Here is a 22,884-nt window from a genome sequence, read left to right on the forward strand (position 1 = left end):
GGGATGTCTCGTGAAACGGTGAAGCGGTCGGACCTGGCCGGGCACGCGGGATACGGCTACTGCGCCTCCCATTCGCGCTTCTACTGGGGGCTGAAGCTGTACCTGGTCTGCGCCGGCGACGGGATGCCGATCATGTGGTGCCTGGCGAATCCGAAACTCGGTGAACGTGAGGTGGTGACCGCGCTGCTCGAACGCGATCATCACCTGATTCGGTCGGGGCAGATCCTGCTCGCCGACAAAGGCTTCTCCGGCGCACAGTTCGCCGCCACCACCGCCGCGATGGGTCTGCGGCTGCTGCGACCGTACCGCAAGGACGAAACCTACAAGAACGGCAATCTCGGCGGGGTGCGGCAGTGGATCGAATCGGTCAACCACACGTTGAAAGGGCAGCTTGGCCTGGAAGAACACGGTGGCCGTACCACGCACGGGGTGTTCGCCCGCGTCGCCCAGCGCGTGTTGGCGATGGCCGCCGGCATCTGGCACAACTGGAACATCGGCGCCGCCGCCAAGCGATCATTTATCGCCTACGACCACTGATCCGTTCAAGGAATCAATCATCTAGGTGAACCGATGGTGTTGTATCCCAGACTTTTTCGTATCGTGATCTCGTCGAGTAACGCAGCGGCCATCTCTGATGGATTGTTTGGCCGCTTCCAGATCTGAAATGGTGAACCGGGCAACTACGATGACACTCATCGTCGGCCGCCTTCGAGTCGACAGTGGTTGCACCGTCTGCGAGTCTATCGCGACGATCCCCTTGATCGAGGATCGCAGGCGTCTACCGGTCGCCACCGCCATTGTGACTGCGGCCAGCACAGCAACGGGCCCCCGGTGGCCAGAGCCTGGCAGTCGATGTGAATGAGTGTCGCCGGGAGACCAGGCGTGGTCGATAGTTGTTCCCGGGCGGGAATCTCGAGACCGACAAGATTGTCGCCACGTACGACGCCGGGTACTGCGGTTGACCCATCCCAAGGCGATCCATGCCTGACCCCGACCCACGCGGGGACGGGAGTGAGTGGGACAGCATGGCCCTTGGTGACATCAGCCCCTGGTTTCGGAGCCGACGAGTTGCGAGGTGCGGCGGTAGCAGGAGGAGGTGCGGCGGTAGCAGGAGTAAGAGTACGACCTGCTCGCACGATTCGGACGGCATGGTCGCGACCGACGACGAAACGACTTAGGGGACGAATGGATCGGATTTCGGTCTACCGTCGTAGCGATGGGCGGGATCAGGCTCCCTCGTCCGCGGCCAGGTGGTCGATGTCGGAGAATTTCGTGTCGAGCCCGCTGCGCTTGTTGATCACGAACGTGATCGCCCACAGCACGATGCCGACGACCAGCATCACTCCGGCGATCCGGTATTGGATCATCTGCTCCTGGGTACGTGCCCACGGTCCGACGAGGAAAAGGCACAGCACCGCCGCGACGACCGGCACCCAGACGGGAGCCCGGAAGAACGTTTTGTCCGCCCGCCGTTTGAGCACCAGGCACGCGATGTTGACGACCGCGAAGACGCACAACAACAACAGCCCGGTCGTCCCGGACAGGGCGCCGACCACCGAATTCCCGGACATCTGGTTGACCACGACAATGAGCGCAAGAGTCATGCTTGTCGTGAACACGATGGCCGCCCAGGGCGAGCGGCGCCCCGGTAGGACGGACCCGAGTACACCCGGGAGCACCTGCTGCTTCGCCAGCCCGTAGATCAGTCGACTCGCCATCAGCATGTTGATGAGTGCGGTGTTCGCGACCGCGAACACCGTCAGGTAGGGAAAGATCTCATCGATCGGCAGGCCGGGTGCACCGAGCCGGACCACGTGCAACAGGATCCCCTCACTTCCGGAGTCGTAGTCCAATGGGAGCACGGCGATGACCGCGACAACGACCAGGATGTAGATCAAACAGGTGACTCCGAGTCCGGTGAGCATCATCTTGGGAAAGATGCGTTCGGGTTGCTTGGTCTCCTCGACCATGTTCACCGAGTCCTCGAATCCGACCATGGCGAAGAAGGCAATGGCGGTCGCAACCGTGACCGCGAGGAACCATCCCTTCTCATTCGGGTCGTCGAATACCACCAGATTCCCGATGTCGCCTTCGGCGCTGCCGCTGCCGGCCGCGACGAGGCCGATGACGATGACGACTGCGAGCGCGGTCATCTCGATGAGAGTCAATACCACATTCAATTTCACAGATTCGCCGACGCCACGGAGGTTGATCACAGCGAGCAGGCTCATGAAGAGCAGCGCGACGAGGAGTTGTGCGGTATCCCCGGTCGGAATGTCGAACCAGCCCACTCCGTCTGCATCACTGAATGTTTCGTGCAGTCCGGCTAGTAGGTTACCTGCGACGACGTTCGATGACGTTGATGCACTCGTGAGGCCCGAGCAGATGACGGCGAATGCAACAATGAACGTGACGAAATGGATGCCGAAAGCCTTGTGCGCGTACAGGGCAGCGCCGGCGGCCTGGGGGTATTTTGTGACGAGTTCGAGGTAGGAGAAGGCAGTCAGCGTTGCAATGACGAACGCGAGAATAAACGGAAGCCAGGCCATTCCGCCCACGTTCTCGATCATGCTTCCGGTGACCGCGTAGACCCCCGCACCGAGAATGTCGCCGACAATGAAGAAGAGTAGCAACCCGGGCCCCAGAACCCGTTTGAGTTCATCGCGCTTACCGGCGGCGTCCGGGTCGCCAGTCGCATGTGCCATGCAAGAAATCCTAAACCCGCAGGTGATCACGCAGGTAGTGCTCGGCGGCACCTCCCCGCCGGCTGTGACCGGCCCGGATGTTTGCGCGGGATCTCGACCCTGACCGCGTTCAGGCTGGCCGTGGAAATCGGGGATTGGCAGCGGCTGACCGGGTGCGCCATCGGAACTTTACTGGGATTGGCCCCCAACACTCTTTCGGCACAATGCGTGTGCCGGAGTCGACACCAAGACCGTTAGCCTCCGGCTGCTGATCGAGGCTGCATGGCGTCACCGCCCGTCCTACCACCGAAGTGCGGAGCTGCGCAGACGGTGGGCAAGGCCACCCCGCCGCCGGCGGTCAGTAGGACAACCGGCGACTGCACTTTCCTCGGCTGCGCTTTGAGGCGCACGGAACGTCCCAACCTCGCGAACACCGCGGTAGCCCGTGAAACTTGCCGGCTGGTGCTGGTCAATGGCAGCCCTGGACGACTAGCCGCGAGCAACAAATGTCCGGACGTGGCCCACGGTGGTGGCGGTGGCACCTGGGAGCGACTCGCGACCGATCTCTGAGCACGCATCAATCTCGCGTTGAAAAAACGTTCGCGGTCATCAGCTTGGATGCGGTGCCCCGGTAGCGGGCTGACGACCGGCTCCCGGGGAGCGTCCCCTCGCGGCGCTGTTCGACCGCACCCGAGATCGGGCCGCCGGCGATCCGGGCGTCGAGGACATGCTTGCCGCGTATACGCGCGGCACGGGGATCGGTTTGCCGGCGTCATGGTCATGTTCGAGGCCGCCCCGCGGTGACCGCGTGGTGGTCGATGTCAGCGACCGTGAAGACGAGGCGCTGTCCTGAATGCCCCGCGTTCGGGCAACCGGTGGCGAAGCGGTGATCGCCTGGGCGGCCGAGGTGAGCTGAGTGGGACTGTGTGCCGGACACTCCACCAGTTCGCGCTGTGCAGTGCCTGGCTTCCGCGACACGCAGGGAGAGGTGCTCGATATTCCGCGGTTAGCGAGTCCGGGACGACAATGGGAGCCGGACCTGCAGACGAGGAGCACGCCGTGGCCACTGAGTCCGGAGGTAGTCCGCTCGTTCGCGCGGTGGACGGTCGGGAAGCGTTTCGGCTCGCCGTGGTGGTCGGCGCTCTCGGGGTCGTGTTCGGTGACATCGGGACCAGCCCGATCTACACCATCCAGACGGTGTTCAACCCGAAGGACCCCCACCCGGTGCCGATCAGCACGAACAACGTCTACGGCGTCGTGTCGTTGATCTTCTGGTCGCTGATGATCATCGTCACCGTGACCTACGTGTTGCTGGTGATGCGCGTCGACAACCACGGCGAGGGCGGGATCATGGCGCTGATTACGCTGCTGCGGCGCCTGGGTGGGGTGCGGGGCCGTCGCGTGACCGCGGTGCTGGCCGGTCTCGGTGTCTTCGGTGCCGCGCTGTTCTTCGGCGACAGCGTGATCACACCCGCGATTTCCGTGCTGTCCGCGGTGGAAGGCCTGAAGGTCGTCCAGCCGGGGTTGGAGGAGCTGATCGTGCCGATCACGGCGGTGATCATCGTGGGATTGTTCTCCGTGCAGCGGCGGGGCACGGCGGCGGTCGGTCGGTTGTTCGGGCCGGTGATGTTCGTCTGGTTCGTGTCGATCGGGGCGTGCGGTGTGGCCGGCATCGCCCGATATCCGGAAATCCTTCGGGCGCTCTCGCCGACGTATGCGCTGAACTTCATGTTCGGGCACTTCGGCATCGCGTTCTTCGCGTTAACCGCGGTCGTGCTCGCGGTCACCGGTGCCGAGGCGCTGTATGCCGATATGGGCCATTTCGGACGGCCGGCGATCACCCGGGGCTGGCTGCTGCTGGTTTTGCCGGCGTGCGTGCTGAGCTACCTCGGCCAGGGTGCGCTGCTTCTCGGTGACCAGGGCGCTGTGGGTAGCCCGTTCTTCCTGCTCGCCCCGGGCTGGGCGCGGTTGCCGATGGTGCTGCTGGCCACCGCGGCGACGGTGATCGCCTCCCAGGCGGTGATCACCGGCGCCTACTCGGTGGCGTCGCAGGCGGCGAGGCTCGGTTACCTGCCGAGGTTGCGGGTGGTGCACACCTCGGAGTCGAGGATCGGGCAGATCTACGTTCCGTGGATCAACTGGGTGCTGATGGTGTCGGTGCTCACGCTGGTTTTCGCCTTCCGGAGTTCGGCGACATTGGCGTACGCGTTCGGCATGGCGGTGACCGCGACGATCACGATCACGACGTTGCTGTTCTTCTACATCGCCCGCACCAAGTGGGGCACGCCGTTGTGGCTGGTCGTGATCGGCGGCGGCGCCTTGCTGGTGGTCGATCTGCTGTTTCTGGCGGCGAACTTGACCAAACTGGTGCACGGGGCGTGGCTGCCGTTGCTGATCGGGCTCACGGCGTTCACGGTGATGACCACCTGGCAGCGCGGCCGGGACATCGTCACCCGCGCGCGGGGACGGGCGGAGGGATCGTTACGGGAATTCGTCGACCAGTTGCACGATTGTCGGCGGCCGCTGCTGCGGGTCCCCGGCACTGCGGTGTTCCTCAACCGCGGGAAGCAGACCGCGCCGTTGGCGATGCGGGCCAACGTCGAACACAACCGCGTGCTGCACGAACACGTGGTGATCCTGTCGATCGACACGCTGCCGGTGCCGCGCGTACCGGACACGGAACGGACGGAGGTCGATGCGCTCGGCTACGCCGAAGACGGGATCGTCCTCGTGACAGTGTATTTCGGGTACATGGAAACGCCGAACATCCCGGACGCGTTGTGCCTGCTCGACCCCGCCGACACCGAGGGTCCGATCGCGATCGAGGACGCCTCCTACTTCCTGTCGAAGATCGAACTGGCGATGGGGGCGGCACCGACGATGGCAACATGGCGCAAGCGCCTGTTCATCGCCGCCTCCTACATCACGGGCGACGCTGCCGAGTACTTCCGCCTGCCGGGCGGGCGGACGGTGATCATGGGTTCCCGAATCGATGTGTAGGGAAGCGGATCCGCCCAATCCGGTTCGTCCGACGCCGCGACAACCGACCGGCTCGGGCGAACGTACATCTCCGAACACGGCTGGTCCTGGAATTGAAGCGGTTCGGCAGTGGCCGGCACGGGCGGCGCCAGGGGTATGTTGATCTGGTGGGCCCGCTGGCGGCAGGTGCTTGTAGGAGACCGATACCTCACGGAGGCGGTCGCTGATGCAGGTGCCGTCGACCGTACGTTCCTCGATCTGGGTGCTGCTGGTCGCGGTCGTGGTCCTCCTCCTCGCGGGATGCGGCGGCTCGGATCCCACCACCTCGACCCCCTCAGCGGGGCCGGCCGTGGACCTGCCGGCACTGGTCCGGCAGGTGGAGGCCTCGGTTGTCACCGTGCTCACCGGGTCCGGTGTGGGCAGCGGCATCGTCTACAAGACCGACGGCACCATCCTCACCAACGCCCACGTGGTCGAGGGTGCCCGGCAGGTGAGCGTGGCCTTCGCGGACGGGCAACAGGTGTCTGCGAACGTGCGGGCCGTCGATCGGGTGGCCGATGTCGCGGTCCTTCACGCGGACCGCGCGGATCTGACTGCGGCGACGTTCGAGACAGCGCTGCCGGAGGTCGGCGCGCTCGCGGTGGTCATGGGCAGTCCGCTGGGGTTCGAGGACACGGTCACCTCGGGCATCATCTCCGGACTGCACCGTCAGATTCCAGGGTCGGCCTCCACCGGGGCGCCGCTGGTCGACCTGATCCAGACCGACGCTGCGATCTCGCCGGGTAATTCCGGGGGTGCGCTGATCGACGGACAAGGCCGGGTCGTGGGGATGAGCCAGGCCTACATTCCCCCGGCGGCGGGTGCGGTGGCTCTGGGCTTCGCGATCCCCGCGGCGGATGTCGTCGACGTCGCAGACCAGCTGCTGGCCTCCGGGACCGCCCAGCATGCGTACGTCGGCATTCAGCCCGGCACGCTGACCCCGCAGATCGCCGAACAATTGGCGGTCGACCGCACCAGCGGTGTCGTCGTCCTCGAGGTCGTCCCGCTCGGTCCGGCAGCGACCGCGGGTATCCGGCCCGGCGATGTCATCACCGCGGTCAACGGACACGACACCGAGTCGGCGGAGGACTTCATCGCGGCGCTCCGTGCCCTCGACCCCGGCGATCGAGTCGAACTGACCGTGCTCCGCGGCGGCGAGACCCAGCAGATCTCGGTCACCGTCACAGACCGCCCCGCCAGCTGAACGACGATTCCAAGAGCGAACCGATCCTGGTACGTCGTGGGCGTTGACCAGCAGCGCCGTCAACGTGTCCTCGTGACACGAAATTGAGAAACCAACACGCCCACTGACCGGTTGGGGCCGTTCGGCCGGGACGCACCGACCGCACCAGATCCCGCCGATTGTGCCCGGTCTTGTGGACGTTGCATCCTCGGACGCTGGTGGAGGTCTCTACCGGACAGAAGCAGCGGAGATCCGCGGCGCGCTGTTGTCGAGTCGCACCTACTGCCTGGAGTTTGGGGGCAGACCGGGCGGGTACGCGAAGGCGGTGGAGGCGAACGAGCACCTGCGGGGAGGACAATCCGGTGCGGCCGGTGAGCAGGTCTCGGTGCTGTTCATCGCGGATCCGGGCACGCCTGCGGCTCTCGCGGAACGCATCGCGGAGTACCTGCCGCAACGCCTGCGCAGCCCTGACCGCCCCGAGCGCCGGTGGACGACGTGCGTGCGCCGCAAACCGTACCTCGCCGACGAGCAAGCGGATTTCGCTGATGTCATCGACACGGTCGATCCGTCCTCCGAAGCGGAAGACATCGTCGTGTATCTCACCGATCTGCCGCGCCGCGAGGACACCCTGCCGGTGGTGGCCGACGTCAGCGCCGGCCACAAATTCGCGCTCATCTCGGTCGCCGGCGTGGGCGGCGTCCGCATCGAGCGCCGCGTCCGCACCGTCACCGAACTCGCGATCGCCCGCGTCCTCGGTGAACCGGAACTCATGCCCCCCGGCGCGGCGCGACGGTTCCGGTCTGCGCAGACCGAGGACGGCATCAGGTACTTCGCGCCCTCGGGGCTGCGGCGGCTGCGGTTGCTATCGGGGATGGTGCGGGCCAACCGGCCGTGGCGACTGGTCACCGGACTGTCGAAGGTGCTCGTCGGCGCCTTCGCCACGGGTGCGATCGCGCTGGCCACCGACACGATCTGGTTGTTCGCCGACACGATGGGCCCATGGCGTATGAGTGCGGCGACGATTTTGTCGATCGTGGCGATGATTCTGTGGCTGATCCTCGATCATGAACTCTGGGAGCGGCCGAAGTCGCCGGCGGAGCGGGATCGTTCGGTGCTGTACAACACCGCAACCGTGGTCACCCTGGTCATCGGCGTCGTCGTCCTCCACGTGGCCCTGTTCTGCCTGCTGCTGTTCACCGCGTGCCTCGCTCTTCCCCCGGAACTGCTGTCCCCCATTCTCGGGCACGGGGTGAACTTCTCCGATTACCTCACGCTCACCTGGCTGCTGGCGTCCATCGCGACCATCGGTGGGGCCCTCGGGTCGGGTCTCGAGGACGACGCCGCCGTGAAGGAGGCGGCGTACGGGGTTCGGCAGCGGCAACGCATCGAGGAGACGCGGAGTCCGTCGAACGAGACGCGATGATCGCGGCCACCAGCTGCTCTTGCATGAGTTCTGGCGCCCCGCAAGACAGACGAAAATAGCTGACACAAGATGTCAGGGTCTGGGTGCAAGCATGGTTCCACCGTTCGGCGACGATCGCGGACGTGGACCGGACCTCGGATCGACGCAACCACAGACAAGGACCTCCATGCGCGAAACACCAGAAGAGCTCAAAGAACTCCAGGCCCTCCTCGACGACTCCCTGTCCCGCTCCACCACCCATCTGCGTTCGATCATCAACACCGAGCGCACACTGACCGCAGAGCAGCTCACCCAGGTCATCACCGGCATGTGCACCCTCGCCCTGTCCACCGTCACCGCCAAAGGTGAACCACGGATCAGCGGTGTGGACGGGCACTTCCTGCACGGAAAGTGGCACTTCGGCACGGCGCGCGGCGCGGCCAAGGCCCGCCACCTCGCCGCCCGGCCCGCCGTCAGCGCCGCGCACATGCGCGGGGAAGACCTCGGCGTGTTCACACACGGCACGGTGGAAATCCTCAACCCCCAGGACGCGGAGCCGCCCGCAGACTGGCCGGACCTACTCGCCTACTTCAAAGGCTTCTACGGCGATGACTCCTTCGACTGGGACAATGACGTGGTCTACTACCGGCTGCATCCGCACTGGACCACCGTCTACGCCGCCGATATCGCAAAGCTCGCTGCGGAGTCCCGGTCCTGATTCAGCACCAAACGCATCAGGGGCCAGTCCGCATGTCCCACATGTCCCGGTCCTGGGCACGCATCCAGCGGTCCCGAGCGACACGAAACCTGGAAAGTGACACGCGAGTGACGCGAAATTTGTCGGGGGGTGCCGCCAGCGTGCTCGGCATGATGATCGACCAGGACCCGCGGCCTCGCGAGCTGTCCGCTGCCGGTGCGGTCGTGTTTCCGGATCTGCCCGGAGGCGGTGGCGGCGCGGATCGGGCGGTCGACGGCCGAGTCCCGGTCCGAGGGTCCCGGGCCGTGCCTACGTCTCGGCGTGGCGGCGGCTCGAGGGAGCCCTGGTGCCACACGCACGGCCACACCCCGTTGCCAATGCCGGACGATGGCTGACCACCTCGATCCACCGTTGGGGGCACACTCCGCTCGTCCCGGTGCCGCTGCCGACCAGCGAGCGAACGTACCCGTAGGAGAGGTTGTCAGATACTCGAAGTGACAAATACTGCCGGTTGTTGATTCAATCCATGGATGTCCGCCACAGCGAGCCGATCCGCAGAGTCCGGCCGGGAGATCGTTCCCGGTGTCCGAGTGTGGGTCCGGCGGGATGAGCGAAACCCGGTGACGGGGACGGTAGTCGAGGACTTCGCCGACAAGGCCGGGATGGATCTTGCGCGCACCTGGGCGCCGGTGCGCCGGTGGGCGGTCGTCCTCGACGACGGTCGTCTGGTCTTCGCCGACGATCCCGAACTCGAGGCCGAATCCGCGCACCCGCCGGTACGTTCGCCCAACCCGCCCGGACGCAGTGCCACCGGTAGACCGTAACCGTACCGATCGGTTTGTTAGATTGTCGGCTGTGTTCCGGAGAATTGCTGTCGCGCTCCCGGCATGTTCAGCGGTAACCGGGGTGGCGGTGCCGATGGGCCTGCTGGTCGGGTACTCCTACGGCATTGTCGTGTGGGGGTGCGTCACCGGCTTCGGATTCGCGGCCGCGATCTTCCTGGCCGCGGCGGGGATCCGCTCGTGAGCTTCCCGGCGGGTGGTGGGGACCGCAGGCGTGGAGGAACCCGGCCCGGGGCGGGTGACTATGCCGGCGGGGATGGGGCGGTGGTCGCCGAGGTGGAGCGGTGGTGGCGTGCGGGTGATCTGCTGGCTAATTGCGCACTGACCGAACTGCTCGGGCGGGCCGGTGTGAAAGGGGAGGGCCTCGATGACGTCGGCGGTCTCCGCCGTGGTCTGCGTGCTGCGGTGCACGACGGCGGTGTTCGTGCCGAACTGGTCGAGTGGTGTGCGATCGTGGCCGAACGTCGAGGGGGCCGTGACGACCGGAATCCGCGGCTCTGGCTCGCCGACGTCACCGAGCACCTCAGCCGTCCCTTCGGCGCAGGTGCGGTGGCGGGGGAGGTGCTCGAGGAGTTGCGGAGGGCGGTCACCGCCGCCGATGCCGCACTGGCCGCGGCCCGGCCGCAGCCGGAAATGGTGCACCCCGACGACGAGATGCTCACGTTGCTGGACAATTATTCCCGCGCCAGGGCGCGAGTGTTGCGGCACTGAATTGGCAGTCCGGGAACCAGCGACGGAGACGCCACCGCAGCTGATGGCGCAGCTATCACAGGGACGATCAGTCGACCCGCCCGCCCGAACGCCGCGATGCCGAGGCCAGGCCCGCCGGGACGTGTCCCTGAGGGGTTCGAGTTCGCAGATTCCGCGATTCGATATCTATTACCGGTAAAGCCACATATTTGATTCCGTCGTATTGGGCGCCTGGGGGGTGGCGAGGGATCAGCGATCGACGGCGCAGCGACGATGCTGATAGCGCGCAGAGAGCTTGGTGCTGATCGTCATCTTGTGGGTATTACTCTCGTCCCACTCCTGCCCAGAAGTCATTGATGGTCGCGGCGCCCCGTTGTGGGTCTTGCGTGAACCACCAGTGGCCGAGTCCGTCGAGGTCTGCGATCTCAGCACCGGCGCGCGCGCTTGCGCGGCGACGCTGCTCGCCGGGGGCGTAGGAGTCCTCGGTGGCGATGATTGACAGGCCTGGCCGCGCGGCGGCTCGCTCGAGATTGCGGCCTAGCTCGGCCATGGTCGGCTGGGCGGCGTCGCGGTACAGGCGAAGAATGCACTCGCCCATGGCGGCGTTCTGCCCCTCCGCGACAGGTAAGGCGACGTCTTGGTGCATTCCCTTCTTCGCCAGTGCCGCAGCACGTTCGGTGACCGGCGCGTCGATCATCGCCGCTATCGCCTCCTCGCCGGCTCCCGGGGTCGCCCACACCTGCACCCGATCGGGCCACCGGAAATCCTGGTCGAAGAGGCCAATGACGTCGCACACCCAACTGTGCACCAGTTCTGGCCGTGTCATAGCGACGTTCACCACGTGGGCACCGCCCCAGTCGTGACCCACCAGGTGGACCGGCTGCCCGAAGCGCTCTAACTCGGTGACCAGCCAACGGCGGTACTCCTCCACCGTCGCCGTAAACCGCGGGGGCACCGGGGCACCGAAACCCGGTGGGGACAGGCGTACGACGGGTCCGCGATCGAGGAGCGGAGCCAATCTGTTCCAGACGGCGGCGGTCTCGGGGTTGCCGTGGACGAGGCACACAGTCACGCGCTTCCCCTTTGCATCAAACTCGAATATCGGTGGCGGCCGACAGCTGAATGACTTAGTTGGAATGGTACCCGGGGCCCCACCTTGGTGGAAGCCACGATGTAGAGGGTGGAGTCGTGCTGCTACCGGCATCGCTCACACCGTGGCGAGGAGCTACTAGTTGATTCGCGCGGCAATTGAGCCTTCTCAGACGGCGGGGGACCGGGGCATCGGCGGAGCCCAAGAGCGGGTGGACATTTCAGCGTATTCCCTTTGGTCGGCCCATCAGCATTCCTCGCAACAGGGGTGGTTCACCTAGGTCGGCGGTGAAAGGTTTGGAGCTGCCAACTCCACTGAGACTCGGCGGTCGCTTCCGTCGGGTGCAAGACTCACTGCGATACCTGCAAATTACGTTGAGACCGGACAGCATTCACTGGGGCCCAGCACGATACCGAATATGGGGCCTTCTGCCAGGCGAGGTCTCGTATTGCCAGAAGGCCTCGAGTGCTCCCCGACGAACTCGACGCCGCACGGCGCCACGTCAACCCCTGACGGTCGTGGCCGCAAGCCCAGGCACGGCTCACCATCCGAGTTCGTGTAGTCGTGCGTCGCTGATGCCGAAGTGGTGACCGACCTCATGGATGACGGTTCGGCGCACCTGATTGACCACCTCGGCGTCGCTGCGACATATGGCGCAGATCGCTTTGCGGTAGATCGTGATCCGGTCGGGCAACACACCGGCGTACCGCGTCGTGCGGTTGGTCAGCGGGACTCCCTGGTACAGGCCGAGCGGACCCGGCGGACCGGCGTCGTGTCGGACGGTGACTTCTACGTTGGCCATCACTCGACCCAGCTCCTGTGGCAAGCTGTCGAGCGCCCGAACGCCATGCCCTCGAACCGGTCGTCTCCGATGTCGATCATGACTCCATTGTCGGGCGCGCGGGGAAAGGCGGGAGGACATCGACCATGTCCTGAACATGATCGATCGCATCCCCGAAGGAAGGGAGGTGAGCTGAGCGCCGAGGTCACTGTCGGGCACGACGTCCCTCCCCACGGGTGGGAACACCGGATGCGGGTCAGGATTCGGTGTGCGCTGACGCCAACTGTGGCCGCGGTGGCACTTCTCGCCACCAGCTGACCCCTTTCGGGCGCACACAATTGCGCTGCCCACACTACGAGAGGGCGAGCAGCGACCCTAGAGGGAATGTGGGTTGGACCTTAGCGCTCGGCGCTACCACTGGCCCGCGGGCGGCGGTCTGGGGCCGTGTCATCGAACGTCGCTTCCGATGTGCGGCAGCGGGGCTGGGATTGATCGATGGCATATCACCGCGGTGGTGTCACAGGAGTGGCGGCGAATTTTCGGGTCGCACCTTGCTTCCCTGGCGAGGCCCGATCAGTCCTTGTTTGTTATGTGGGTCGGCTACCGTGGGGGTTTGTGACAGCAGGTATTCCGGTGCCGTCGGACACGATGACGCCGAGCATCTCATCGCCGCGGACATGACGTGGCTTCTCTCGCGCTGGACCTGCGTGTTCGGCACCCCGGCCTGCCAGAGCATCATCGCGGGCATCCACGGCCGCAGGGGCAGCGTGTCGAGCACGTTCGCGTGGAGGTCGGCTTCGTCGTCCGCGCACCACACTCCGATGCTGCGCAGCTCACCGACCGGGCGCCACAACCGGACCAGGCGCCCTGCAGAGGCAAGTTCCTTGGCGCGCAACGCTTCCGCGGCGCGGCGTGCATCCACTTCGGAGGGAGCGGTGCGGTCGGGGACCGTGGTGACGATCTCGACGAGAAACTCCCGCAGGGTCGTTTTCCGTTCAGGGTCTGAAACCATGGAACTCATCGTGCGCCCGGGTCCGGCCGGCCCGCCACGACCGCCTTGCTCCCGACTGGTAGGCGCAGCCTCTCACCGCACGTAACATGAGCGATCGTGGAGCTACGCCAGCTGACGTACTTCCTCGTCGTCGCCGAGGAACTGCACTTCGGCCGGGCGGCGACGCGGCTGCTGATCGCCGGGCCCTCGCTGTCCCAGCAGATCAGGGCTCTTGAACGGGACCTCGGCGTGCAGCTGTTCGCCCGCGACCGCCGTTCCGTTGCCCTCACCCCGGCCGGTACGGAGCTGCTCCCGCACGTCCGCGCGCTGCTCGAGCGTGCCGACGACCTGCGCGCCCGCGCCGAGCGCTTGTCCGGGGCGGAGCCGGTCCGGATCGGCTACGTCAACTGGCTTCCCGCGGACCTGACCGCGCGTGCCTCGGGTGTGGCGCAACTGCACGTGGACCCGTGGGTGGTGCCCTCGCACGCGCAGGCCGCACGGGTCGCCGACGGCAGTCTCGACCTGGCCGTGTGCTGGGTGCGGAACGCGGATCTCGCCCAGTTCGGCCTGCAGGCCCGGCTGCTCGGCGCGGACCGGCTCTACGCGGTGTCCACCGGCGAGAACGCCACACCGGTGCGGGCGGGGGACGTCGCGTTGCTCGTCGACGACGACGCGACGTCCTGGTCGTCGTGGAACCTCTTCGCCGAACAACTGGCCCGCGATACCGGCGCGAGGATCTTGCGGATCGACGACGGCGGCATCACCGGTCCCGCGTTCTTCGACCACGTCCGCGCGGCGGGACGCCCCGTGCTCAACTCACCCAAGGGGCAGACCACGACGCTGCCGCCCGACCTCGTCGCACGCCCGGTGATCAACCCGGCGGTGTTCTGGACGTGGTCGCTGGTGTGGCGCCGGAACGAAATCCGCCCCGTCGTGCTCGCCGCCGCCGACGCCCTCACCCGGGACGTCGGCGATGCCGGCATCCGTGACAGCGGTGTCTGGCTGCCCGCGGACGACCCCCACCGCTAACCGTGGGCGCCGTGGGAGGCTGCGCCTCCTACGAGGGAGCAAACAGGTCGTGGCGCGAGCCCTCGCCTCGGGGACATCATTGATTCGTGAACGAAACCACCCGTGTTCCCAACGGTCTTACCAGGATTTTCGGTCACCGAGTCCTTGTGCACCAACCCCGTTGCGAAAGCGAGTAAGTCGACATATGAGCACCATGCAGAAAGTCGTCATCGTCACCGGCGCGTCCCAGGGCATCGGCGCAGCCTTGGTCGCCGGCTACCGCAAGCTCGGCTATGCCGTCGTTGCGACCTCCCGCTCCATCGGCGCATCCGACGATCCCGAGGTGCTGACGGTGCCCGGCGACCTGTCCCAGCCGGGCACCGGCGCCGACATCGTCGAGCGGACGCTGGCGAGGTTCGGACGGATTGACACCGTGGTGAACAATGCGGGCATCTTCGTGGCCAAGCCGTTCACCGACTACACCGACGAGGACTACGACGCCGTGACGGGTGTGAACCTGCGGGGCTTCTTCGACGTCTCCCGCGGCGCGGTCGCCGCGATGCTCGCTCAGGGCAGCGGCGGCCATCTGGTGAACGTCTCCACCACTCTGGTCGACCACGCCAACTCGCAGGTGCCCTCGGTACTCGCATCGCTGACCAAGGGCGGGCTGAACGCGGTCACCAAGTCCCTGGCGGTCGAGTACGCGACCCGCGGAATCCGGGTCAACGCCGTCGCTCTCGGTGTCATCCGCACCTCGATGCACCCGGTCGAGACGCACGAGGCTCTCGCCGCCCTGCACCCGGTCGGCCGGCTGGGTGAGATCGACGAGGTCGTCGACGCGATTCTCTACCTCGAGCACGCCGGGTTCGTCACCGGCGAGATCCTGCACGTCGACGGCGGCCAGAGCGCCGGGCACTGAGAGCGGGAGGCGGACAGATCATGAACAGCGCAGCGGCAAACGAAGAGGTCCTGCGCGGGGTGCTCGACCGGTGGAAGGCCGCTGTCGACGGGCACGAGCCGCAGCGCGTCGCCGCTGAGTTCACCGCGGACGCGATTTTCCAGGGCCTGCATCCCTATACCGTTGGACGGCAGGGTGTCGCCGACTATTTCGACTCCCAGCCGCCGGGGATGACCGCCGAATATCGGATCCTCGAAACCCGTCGACTCGCCGACGATGTGGTGCTCGGTTACCTGAGCGTCGATTTCTCCTTCATAGACCGGCCGACGCTGACGGTGAACCTGAGCGTGCTGGTCAGGCAATCGCCCGACGGCGATCGGATCAGCCACTACCAGGTGTCCCGGCTCAACTGAAGATGCCTGCGTCCCCGATGAGCAACCGAATGCGCCGTCGCTGAAGACTTCTGCGCCAACGATTCAGAGCGTGTCTCGTGGGGAGATTCTCGAAGTGGCGAGTGCGGCAGCGAGTGGAGGAATTCGACGAGTATCCGGCGAGGTGTTCGTATCGGATGGTCGGGCGTCGGTAGCTACTGAGCTGAGCGATGGCGCATTCGATCTTCTACCGGTTGCAGTCCAGTCGGTCGTTCTCTCGATTCCGCGTCGGGCGATGGGTGGGGTGATGCCCTGCCCACGCAGCGACCGCCAGCGGCGGTCGTAGTCGTATCCCTTTGCCTCCGCGAAGCTTTCCTGTTGTGTGGCAACGTGATCCCAGCGCCTCAAACGACTATCTTGTGTGACGCGTTCTCCGACTTTCCTCCAAGTCACCAGTCCTGTGGGGCGAATACGTTGTCGAACGTGCGCGGTCGGCCGCGAGCAACGCAGATACACGTGAGCTGAGCCGCGAAGTCAAGCCGACGCCGTCCATGCTGCCGCCCAGGATTACCCCCTCGAGAGCGGTGGCCAGGCCCACGAGCTGTTCGAATGGATCTGTGGTGTCGGCGAGGGCGAACGTCTTCAACGCCGCATAGAACGAGGTCAAGATCATGCCTTCATGCTTGATGTCCGCGTCGTCGATCATTCTTCCCAGTCCGGTGTTCGCCGCGCTTTCTTCACTGAGCTTCACGACTCGCCGAACGAGGGGCATCCATTCGTCCGACATGAGCTCTGGTAAACGGCGGGTATCTGCGTGATGGCCGTGTTCGTACCCGCCACCTGAATGAGGGAATCTGACGATGATCGATATTACTGGGGCGCGTCGTCTTCCGAGTCCAGGATGCACGCTAGATATACGGCTACCGAGACGCCCGAGTCGTCTACTCGCCGGCCAAGGATCTTCGATATCTTGTCGAACCTATACGACAGTGTGTTGCGATGGATATGCAGGGCTTTGGCGGCTTCCGGGGGGCTGAAGCCGCTGTCGCCCCAAGCGATCAGGGTGTCCCGCAGTTTTGACCACTCTGAATCCGTACGCAATCCTCGAAGAAGCGACTGAGACAGGCGTTCCCGTGCCTCCACGGGAACTACCGAAAGAGCCTGGTGCACACGCAATAGGTCGATGTCGTGCACCCGAGTCTCTGGTTGAAACACTCGCCCCAGTCGGAGCGCATCGTGGCCGTCGCGAGCCGAGGAAACGAGCGAACGAACAGCAGTCGCCAGGGCACCTATCCCGACCCTGGCGTCGATGTCTCCTTCTCGGCAAGTTGCCATGACCCGGTCGACTCGACCGGTGAACTCAACATCGTCGGCGACCGATTTGGCGTCGCACCGTACCGCTACGACGACCGTACGGTGCGTGACAGGCGCGGTCAGATCCAGACGACGACCGAACTCCTGCCTGACCAGAGAGAGGAGCGAGGCCTGAGTCCAGGAGGGGCGACTGTCGATGGTTCTGTGGGCGTCCATCGATCCCTCCTGCTCGAATACAAGGACAACCCGGGGATCCGCCAGATTCAGGTGCAGTTGGCGTGAACTCCGCAAAATACGCGCCTCACTGACATCTGACTGATGCCAACTACAAATCTCAATCATGAACGTCTCGACGGTGTGGTCGTCGCCAACCCAGGTGGCATGGGACTCGGACTCCTATATGAGGATCTCCGTTTGCCTCTTGACGACCAGGCCGAGCTTGCCGACCTCCTCTTGGGAGGTAGAACGGTAGCGCGGGCGTGATGCGCTGTACCGCTTATTGGCTCGGGCCCGGATCGTACGGTGCAGCCCATGAGTCCAATCGCACCGCCGTTCTCGCGAAAAGTGGTGATGAACTGCGGATATGACACGTCCCCATCTGCGACATCGAACCGCCGCATCGTCGACCCCCCACCGCGAACTGACTCAAGGCCACGCCGTAAGGGCACACACAACGAACTCCCCCACTCTCACTCAAGGGTGGGGGCTTTCGTCGTTCCACGGGACGGTTAGGTCATCATCTTCTGCACGAGAGCGGCCAACCCTCCTCCGCTGAGGAGAACGATCAGGACGTTCACTCCTACCTCTGGGGCGGGAGAGTAGAGAACCACAGCGGTGATGGCGCACAACACAACTGCGATGCACAGAAGCATCAGGCAGCGGTGCCACAGTGCGGCAGAGTTGACGTGCACCTGAGGGCGCGCGGTGCTGGACTGTCGGGTAGCGCGTATTGTCGGAATGGAGGACCTCCGGATGTCTAAGCCCGAATGCACCGATTCGCTGATCCAGTCGGGGTGAGTTTCGGTGTGCAGCAATGGTCGGTATGTGGGCATGGTTGAGCATCCGACCTCTCGTGTCGGGTTGTTCCACTTGCTCTTTCGCGTCGAGGGCGGGCAGGTGTCGCGGACGTTAGACGATGATCGGGTGATTGGGACCGAACGTTCTGTCGAACAGTGTGTTCCACGCTGTTTCCCACGGCCAGTCGGTCGGCAGGTGCAGCGTCAACCGTCGGGCCGAAGACGCGATTCGCGCGGGGACCGAGACGATGGTGCGCCGGAGGGTGCCAGTGGTCGCTTTCGTCAGCTTCGGGTCAGCCGTGAGGGTGCCGGCAGCACGGGTGAGATTGAACGCCATCACCGCGCAGACCAGCCAGGCGGCGTTCGCCGAAAACGAGTTCGACGGCAGATGCGCGAGAGCAGAGTTCTTCAGATCCGCATGCACCTGCTCGATGACGGCGTGCTGACGGTGAGTCTTGTCGGCGGCGACGGTACCGACCTCGTCGGGGTCGGTGGTGGTGAAGAACGCGTGGAACCGCCACACGTCGAACAACGTGCCCTGTCCCTCGTCCTTGGGTGGTCGCAGGTCGGGGATACGCCGCACGACCAACCGTCCCGCAACGTGGTGTGCCTTCTTCTGGGACGCGAACGCGGTGAACGGGATCTCGGCGACCTCCGCCCGCGAGATCCAGGTGTCGGTGCCCTCGTCGTAGAGGGCGTCGGTGTACTGGATCGGCGTCCACGAGGACTCGTCGTCGCCGATGGAGGCGATCGCACGTTTGATGGTGGAGGTCAGGCGCACGGTCACCGACACATCGGCGCCGGCGCGAATCGCCGCACCAATGGTGGGGTGGCCGTAGAACGCCGAATCGCACCTAATCAGGGGTTTCGACGCACCGTCCCCGCTCGCTCCGCCGGTCTGCGAACGCAGCCGGTCGACGGTGGCCAGCGAATCGGAGACCATGCGGGCGGCGCCGCGCGGGGAGCCGCAGGCTCCTCGCCGCAGGCGTTGGGTGAGGATCACCGGCGCAGCGGTCTCGGTGGTGACGGTGGCGATGAGGGCGTTCAGCCCGCGGATCCCGGAGTAGCCGTATCCGGACCCTTGTTTGCGGTGGCCGTGGACCTCGATGATCGAATCGTCGATATCGACCAGCACCCGCCCGGTGTCGATCCCCGACACCAGCGCGGTCTTCTCCGCGAGATTGCCCAGGAACCGCGAGGCCACGGCGTCGAGTTGCCGGATGTGCCCGAAGGTGAACTGGCGGAGGAACGATCCCAGTGTCGATGGTGCATAGGGTCGGTCGAAGACGGTTCCCATCGCCCCGTGCCGCAGGATCGCCAGGTCGGCGATGCTGTCAGCGCCGGCGACCATCCCACCGACCAGCGACCCGACCTTGCGGCCCGGGTTGGCGCCCTTGTCGGTCGGCACGCTCAGGTGCTCATCGGCGAGGGTGAGCAGGCCGCTGGCCTGCGCCAATGCCATCACCGGGATCAGTCCCGCGGTCGACACGAGATTCGGGTCGTCGAACCTCGCCGCCGCGACGGGTCGGGTGTGAGATAGTTGCATCTACGAGATGCCCTTCGTCGTGGCCGAATTGTTACTGTGAGAAGTTCAATTCTTCCACTACGACAGGGCATTTCGCCGTTACGACCCACCCACGGATTCATCCGGATCGGTGCATCCAGGCTAAGCCGCGGATGGATGGTTTTCGAGAAGGTGCCCCGCCCTGCAAGGCGGGGCTTTTCTTGTGTCAGGACCGATCTCGGCGGAGCAGGTCTTCGTACGGGGTCGGCACAGTCACGGTGTTTAGTTTAGGCGCTTCGCGCCCGTGCGCCTTTCGGTAGCTGGAACAACCGGAAGGGTGCACGAGCGATAGCCAGCCCACATGCGTGAATTCTTCGTGATCGGCATCGGTGCGCGCGACCCCGACCAGGTGACGGTCCAGGCGATCAAGGCGGCAACCAGGGGCGACTCGGCGAACTACGTGACGTCCGCCACGACGAGGGGTCGAACTTTTTCGTCCTTGGAGTGGACGATGTCGTCAGGGGCGCGATCTCGTAGGGGGTGTTCCTGAGATTCGGTTGTTGCCGAGGAGTAGGCGCCCCCAGCGCGGAGCTTCCCTCTCCGGCCGGGGCGACCACACCGTGTCGCCTTACAGTGGCGGCGGTGGTTCGTCCCCGTGGACGAGCTTCCACCACAGGGTCGCGGGCAGACGAGGGATCGGGTCGACGATGATCACGTCGGCCTGATCGGCGGCGGCGAGCATGTAGGGCCGGCGGCGCTCGCGCCATTGCGCGGCGACATCCTCGAGACCGTCGATGCTCATGGGACTGTCGAGGGTCTCGCACGCCAGTTTCAGCCACGGGACGAGGTGGCGTTCGGCTTCCCGGGTGATTCCGTTGCCGCTATGGCGTTCTCGACGAGGAGACTTGTCAGATCGCGGCGGATCCGCCACCGGAGTTCAGCTTGATCGACAATGGAGGACCGTTCGGTGGTCGGCGCCGGCCGAGTCGGCGGGGGCGGTGCGACGCCGTCGGGTGGCCCTGCGCGGTATGGCCCCGAACATCTCGGGCCGTTGGTGCTGATCAAGGCGGGCATGGGTACAGGCGTCACACAGTTCGGTGAGCGCGGGCCACGACGGCCGCCGGTGGGTGGCGAGTTGGGCGAGCATGTTGGCGCCGAGGTCTTCGGCGCGCGCGAAGACCTCCAGACCGTACCGGTAACGCAGGACCGCCGCGTTCTGCCAGTGGCCGGCGAGTGTGCGCTCGCGGCGGGGGAGCCCAGCGACCGCTGCGAAGAATCGTTCCTCGGCGTGATGCGCTTTGTCCCGTAACTCGGTGGCTGCGGCATCGCAGCGGTCGGGGGTAATCCCCTGCAGCGGAATCAGCGCTTCCCGGAACTCGTACGCAGCGTAGGCGAGGTCTTCGAGATCGACGGGGTGGGCGCGCGTGCGTAGCGTGAGTCCAAGCGCCATGCCGGGAAGCTCAACCGGACCGGTAGGGCGACGATTGTGACGCCAGGCCGGCCGCGACCGAGCTCGCCGGCCGTGTGAGAGCTCGCATCGGAGGCGCGGGGCCGACATCAGTGCTGGTGGTGTCGTATCCGCCCCTGGATTGCTCTTTGACCAGCGGAAATGACACGTCCCCTGACCTGGGCTCCGGTGCGCTGGTAGTCGTGTCGCCGCGCTCCCACCCGGGAGATTCCTGAGGTCTGTCGTGGTCGGCCTCAGAAGTGGCAATGAGCTTGTGGCACAAGTGCATCCACGTGCCGCGGCCCTCCCCGGGTGGATCAACCGTCTCGATTCCGCCCCAGGGCGTCGTCCTCGCGTGTGGGGCAGCGGCGACCAGCTGTCGGGGGATCGGATCGAGACGGATGGAGGAATTGCATGAGTGAGCAGCGTGGACGTGACTTCAAGGTTGCACCCTTCGGAGGTCGCGCAGATCGGACAGCGGAGGAAGCGGCGCCCGCAGACCGTGGTCCAGCTTCCGGCCCGGCCTGCCGGGTCAGGCCGTCGTGGGAATGGTGATCTCGGCTCTGCCGTCGATGGCCGATAGTTGGTAATGCGGGCAGGTGATCACCTGCCGAGGAACGGGAATCGCCTGACGGTCGGTGTCGAGGTAGAGGCGGTATGCGAGCTGCCCGCGTCGATGGCTGCCGGTGCCTGAGGAAGTATCCGTGCGCGGAGTCGACGGTTGAGAAGATCGCCCGCGCCCACTCGGCAGCCTCCGTGGACTGCAGATACCGTGGCGCGCCCGTCTGCGCGTCGACGGTGTGCACGATGACCGTGACGGCGAACCCGGCCGCCGCGGGGAACCACTCCTCGGCCGTGACGTCGAACGGTGCGACGGACGTGTGGATCCGCAGCTCGATGTCCGTTCCGGTACGGGCCGCGGCTGTGATGATGTGGGGATCCGCCGAAGCATCCTGTACGGCCAGGTTCGGCAGCGCCTGGTGGCCGTCGGCGCGGATGCTGCCGGGATCAGCGGACATGGGGCAAGGGTACGGGCCGCCGATACCCGGCCGGCGGAGTGATGACGATTCGCCCGACCGGCGACTGATCCGGCGAATGAAGCGTTGACCTGCAGAGACGGCAGGTCCCCTAACGGAAGGACTGGACCGGTGAATGTAGGCGACCGCGTCAAGGTGCATACCGACGCCACCTCGGAGTTCGTCATCGTGAGCATCGACGGCGAGGACGCGGTGATCGAGTCGGTGCGCGACTACGTCCCGGTCGGTCCCCTTCCATGCCCGCCTCGAGCGGTTGGTCCCGGTCGAGTCCTGACCCCGACAAGAAATGCCGCCTGAACAGTGGAGGTGACACGTCCCCGTCCAGTGGATGAGCGTGCCCGCCCGGCGGATGGGCTTGCGCGGCTATCGTCACGGCTACCGCGAGCGGTGCGGTGAACGGAAATCGGTGCGAGCAGGGGCGTCCCGCTGACAGAACGAGGCGACGGCGACGGTGACGACTCAGGAGTGTTCGACCACGGATAGCGGGAGGCCGGCCGCCTTCGCCACCCGCAGCAAACCCGCCTCGTGCCTCGACTGCATCGACACCATCGTGCGCACCGGTGGCCTCGTATCAGCAGAGCCGTTCACCAAGCCGAGCGCGTGGCGGCTCACCACCTGCCGAAGCTGCGAGGTGCAGGCCCATTACTGCTCGAGTACATCATCAGTGAGAACGTTGCCGGGCTCACGACCTGCAGCGTATGCCACTGGTAAGCGTGCCGGGTAACCCAGGTCCTCGCCCGGGAGCCACACCCGATCGGGAGAAAATTGCCCGCCGCCTCGACGAGTGCGGCTACGAGCTGATTGAACCGCTCGATGAGGTCAGCCACGACGGGATGGCCCCGTCGTGGCCAAATGTCGCCGATGCGGGGCGTATCCGTGCCGCGGGGGACTTCGGCTGGCGCTGCAACTGT

19 protein-coding genes and 3 pseudogenes are annotated in these 22,884 nt (G+C 65.7%); 12 read left to right on the forward strand and 10 right to left on the reverse strand.

Annotation, left to right across the window (positions count from 1 at the left end):
- Positions 1-537, forward strand: a 537-nt coding sequence (locus tag RJ1_RS28785) for a transposase (protein WP_143169566.1), incomplete at its 5' end; no start/stop codon positions are given.
- A 689-nt stretch (positions 538-1,226) separates the two neighbouring features.
- On the opposite strand, the gene RJ1_RS28795 is transcribed toward RJ1_RS28785, so the two are convergent.
- Positions 1,227-2,705 (reverse strand): APC family permease, encoded by a 1,479-nt coding sequence (locus RJ1_RS28795; protein ID WP_073365932.1) that lies wholly within the window; start codon positions 2,703-2,705, stop codon positions 1,227-1,229.
- Between the two features lie 1,005 nt (positions 2,706-3,710).
- Between RJ1_RS28795 and RJ1_RS28805 the strand changes: the two genes are divergently transcribed.
- The 7 genes from RJ1_RS28805 to RJ1_RS28830 all read left to right on the forward strand — a co-directional run bounded on the left by RJ1_RS28805 (position 3,711) and on the right by RJ1_RS28830 (position 10,537).
- Positions 3,711-5,684, forward strand: coding sequence for a potassium transporter Kup (locus tag RJ1_RS28805; protein WP_073365933.1), 1,974 nt, complete (start codon positions 3,711-3,713; stop codon positions 5,682-5,684).
- 205 nt (positions 5,685-5,889) lie between these two features.
- Complete coding sequence (locus tag RJ1_RS28810) at positions 5,890-6,906, forward strand: S1C family serine protease (protein WP_073365934.1); 1,017 nt, start codon at positions 5,890-5,892, stop codon at positions 6,904-6,906.
- Between the two features lie 304 nt (positions 6,907-7,210).
- Complete coding sequence (locus RJ1_RS28815) at positions 7,211-8,308, forward strand: hypothetical protein (protein WP_073365935.1); 1,098 nt, start codon at positions 7,211-7,213, stop codon at positions 8,306-8,308.
- Between the two features lie 166 nt (positions 8,309-8,474).
- Entirely contained in the window at positions 8,475-9,005 is a 531-nt protein-coding gene (locus RJ1_RS28820; protein WP_073365936.1) for a pyridoxamine 5'-phosphate oxidase family protein, read from the forward strand.
- Positions 9,006-9,514: 509 nt separating this feature from the next.
- Positions 9,515-9,808 carry a hypothetical protein gene (locus tag RJ1_RS28825; RefSeq protein WP_073365937.1) on the forward strand — a complete coding sequence of 98 codons (294 nt, stop codon included), beginning with the start codon at positions 9,515-9,517 and terminating at the stop codon, positions 9,806-9,808.
- A 31-nt stretch (positions 9,809-9,839) separates the two neighbouring features.
- Positions 9,840-10,010: a hypothetical protein gene (locus RJ1_RS46870; protein ID WP_162850304.1), complete on the forward strand. Its 171-nt coding sequence runs from the start codon at positions 9,840-9,842 to the stop codon at positions 10,008-10,010.
- A complete protein-coding gene (locus RJ1_RS28830; RefSeq protein ID WP_143048844.1) occupies positions 10,007-10,537 on the forward strand; it encodes a hypothetical protein in 531 nt (176 codons plus the stop codon). The genes RJ1_RS46870 and RJ1_RS28830 overlap by 4 nt, the downstream gene beginning before the upstream one ends.
- Positions 10,538-10,838: 301 nt before the next feature.
- Here the strand turns inward: RJ1_RS28830 and RJ1_RS28835 are convergent, their stop codons facing one another.
- The 3 genes and pseudogenes from RJ1_RS28835 to RJ1_RS28845 form a co-directional block, all read right to left on the reverse strand.
- Positions 10,839-11,588, reverse strand: a complete 750-nt coding sequence (locus tag RJ1_RS28835; protein WP_073365939.1) for an alpha/beta fold hydrolase — start codon at positions 11,586-11,588, stop codon at positions 10,839-10,841.
- Between the two features lie 559 nt (positions 11,589-12,147).
- A pseudogene (locus RJ1_RS28840) lies at positions 12,148-12,488 on the reverse strand (metallopeptidase family protein).
- A gap of 701 nt (positions 12,489-13,189) precedes the next feature.
- Positions 13,190-13,408, reverse strand: a pseudogene (locus RJ1_RS28845) (muconolactone Delta-isomerase family protein); the annotation flags it as partial.
- Between the two features lie 87 nt (positions 13,409-13,495).
- Here RJ1_RS28845 and RJ1_RS28850 point away from each other — a divergent pair.
- The 3 genes from RJ1_RS28850 (at position 13,496) to RJ1_RS28860 (ending at position 15,697) form a co-directional block, all read left to right on the forward strand.
- Positions 13,496-14,407, forward strand: coding sequence for a LysR family transcriptional regulator (locus RJ1_RS28850; RefSeq protein ID WP_073365940.1), 912 nt, complete (start codon positions 13,496-13,498; stop codon positions 14,405-14,407).
- A gap of 184 nt (positions 14,408-14,591) precedes the next feature.
- Positions 14,592-15,305 (forward strand): SDR family NAD(P)-dependent oxidoreductase, encoded by a 714-nt coding sequence (locus RJ1_RS28855; protein WP_073365941.1) that lies wholly within the window; start codon positions 14,592-14,594, stop codon positions 15,303-15,305.
- Positions 15,306-15,325: 20 nt separating this feature from the next.
- Positions 15,326-15,697, forward strand: coding sequence for a YybH family protein (locus RJ1_RS28860; RefSeq protein ID WP_073365942.1), 372 nt, complete (start codon positions 15,326-15,328; stop codon positions 15,695-15,697).
- 370 nt (positions 15,698-16,067) lie between these two features.
- On the opposite strand, the gene RJ1_RS28865 is transcribed toward RJ1_RS28860, so the two are convergent.
- The 6 genes and pseudogenes from RJ1_RS28865 to RJ1_RS47950 form a co-directional block, all read right to left on the reverse strand.
- Entirely contained in the window at positions 16,068-16,406 is a 339-nt protein-coding gene (locus tag RJ1_RS28865) for a hypothetical protein (RefSeq protein ID WP_074872737.1), read from the reverse strand.
- Positions 16,407-16,525: 119 nt separating this feature from the next.
- Positions 16,526-17,311: a PucR family transcriptional regulator gene (locus tag RJ1_RS48945; RefSeq protein WP_083400398.1), complete on the reverse strand. Its 786-nt coding sequence runs from the start codon at positions 17,309-17,311 to the stop codon at positions 16,526-16,528.
- 786 nt (positions 17,312-18,097) lie between these two features.
- Positions 18,098-19,531 (reverse strand): IS1380 family transposase, encoded by a 1,434-nt coding sequence (locus RJ1_RS28885; RefSeq protein WP_073365946.1) that lies wholly within the window; start codon positions 19,529-19,531, stop codon positions 18,098-18,100.
- Positions 19,532-20,117: 586 nt separating this feature from the next.
- Positions 20,118-20,291, reverse strand: coding sequence for a hypothetical protein (locus RJ1_RS47940; protein ID WP_240319644.1), 174 nt, complete (start codon positions 20,289-20,291; stop codon positions 20,118-20,120).
- Between the two features lie 135 nt (positions 20,292-20,426).
- Entirely contained in the window at positions 20,427-20,939 is a 513-nt protein-coding gene (locus RJ1_RS47945; RefSeq protein ID WP_240319643.1) for a hypothetical protein, read from the reverse strand.
- Positions 20,940-21,468: 529 nt separating this feature from the next.
- Positions 21,469-21,955: pseudogene (locus RJ1_RS47950) on the reverse strand (N-formylglutamate amidohydrolase).
- A gap of 129 nt (positions 21,956-22,084) precedes the next feature.
- Between RJ1_RS47950 and RJ1_RS46875 the strand changes: the two are divergent.
- Positions 22,085-22,270: a hypothetical protein gene (locus tag RJ1_RS46875; RefSeq protein ID WP_162850286.1), complete on the forward strand. Its 186-nt coding sequence runs from the start codon at positions 22,085-22,087 to the stop codon at positions 22,268-22,270.
- The last annotated feature ends 614 nt before the right edge of the window (positions 22,271-22,884 follow it).

The sequence above is a fragment of the Rhodococcus jostii NBRC 16295 genome (assembly GCF_001894825.1).
Lineage (GTDB): Bacteria > Actinomycetota > Actinomycetes > Mycobacteriales > Mycobacteriaceae > Rhodococcus_F > Rhodococcus_F jostii.

Bases quoted from the DNA above. Each gene is read 5' to 3' on its own strand.
- RJ1_RS28820 (WP_073365936.1), top strand. From the start codon at position 8,475: ATGCGCGAAACACCAGAAGAGCTCAAAGAACTCCAGGCCCTCCTCGAC.
- RJ1_RS28795 (WP_073365932.1), bottom strand. From the start codon at position 2,705: ATGGCACATGCGACTGGCGACCCGGACGCCGCCGGTAAGCGCGATGAA.
- RJ1_RS28860 (WP_073365942.1), top strand. From the start codon at position 15,326: ATGAACAGCGCAGCGGCAAACGAAGAGGTCCTGCGCGGGGTGCTCGAC.
- RJ1_RS28855 (WP_073365941.1), top strand. From the start codon at position 14,592: ATGAGCACCATGCAGAAAGTCGTCATCGTCACCGGCGCGTCCCAGGGC.
- RJ1_RS48945 (WP_083400398.1), bottom strand. From the start codon at position 17,311: ATGATTGAGATTTGTAGTTGGCATCAGTCAGATGTCAGTGAGGCGCGT.
- RJ1_RS28810 (WP_073365934.1), top strand. From the start codon at position 5,890: ATGCAGGTGCCGTCGACCGTACGTTCCTCGATCTGGGTGCTGCTGGTC.
- RJ1_RS28885 (WP_073365946.1), bottom strand. From the start codon at position 19,531: ATGCAACTATCTCACACCCGACCCGTCGCGGCGGCGAGGTTCGACGAC.
- RJ1_RS47945 (WP_240319643.1), bottom strand. From the start codon at position 20,939: ATGGCGCTTGGACTCACGCTACGCACGCGCGCCCACCCCGTCGATCTC.
- RJ1_RS28825 (WP_073365937.1), top strand. From the start codon at position 9,515: ATGTCCGCCACAGCGAGCCGATCCGCAGAGTCCGGCCGGGAGATCGTT.
- RJ1_RS28805 (WP_073365933.1), top strand. From the start codon at position 3,711: ATGGGAGCCGGACCTGCAGACGAGGAGCACGCCGTGGCCACTGAGTCC.
- RJ1_RS47940 (WP_240319644.1), bottom strand. From the start codon at position 20,291: ATGAGCATCGACGGTCTCGAGGATGTCGCCGCGCAATGGCGCGAGCGC.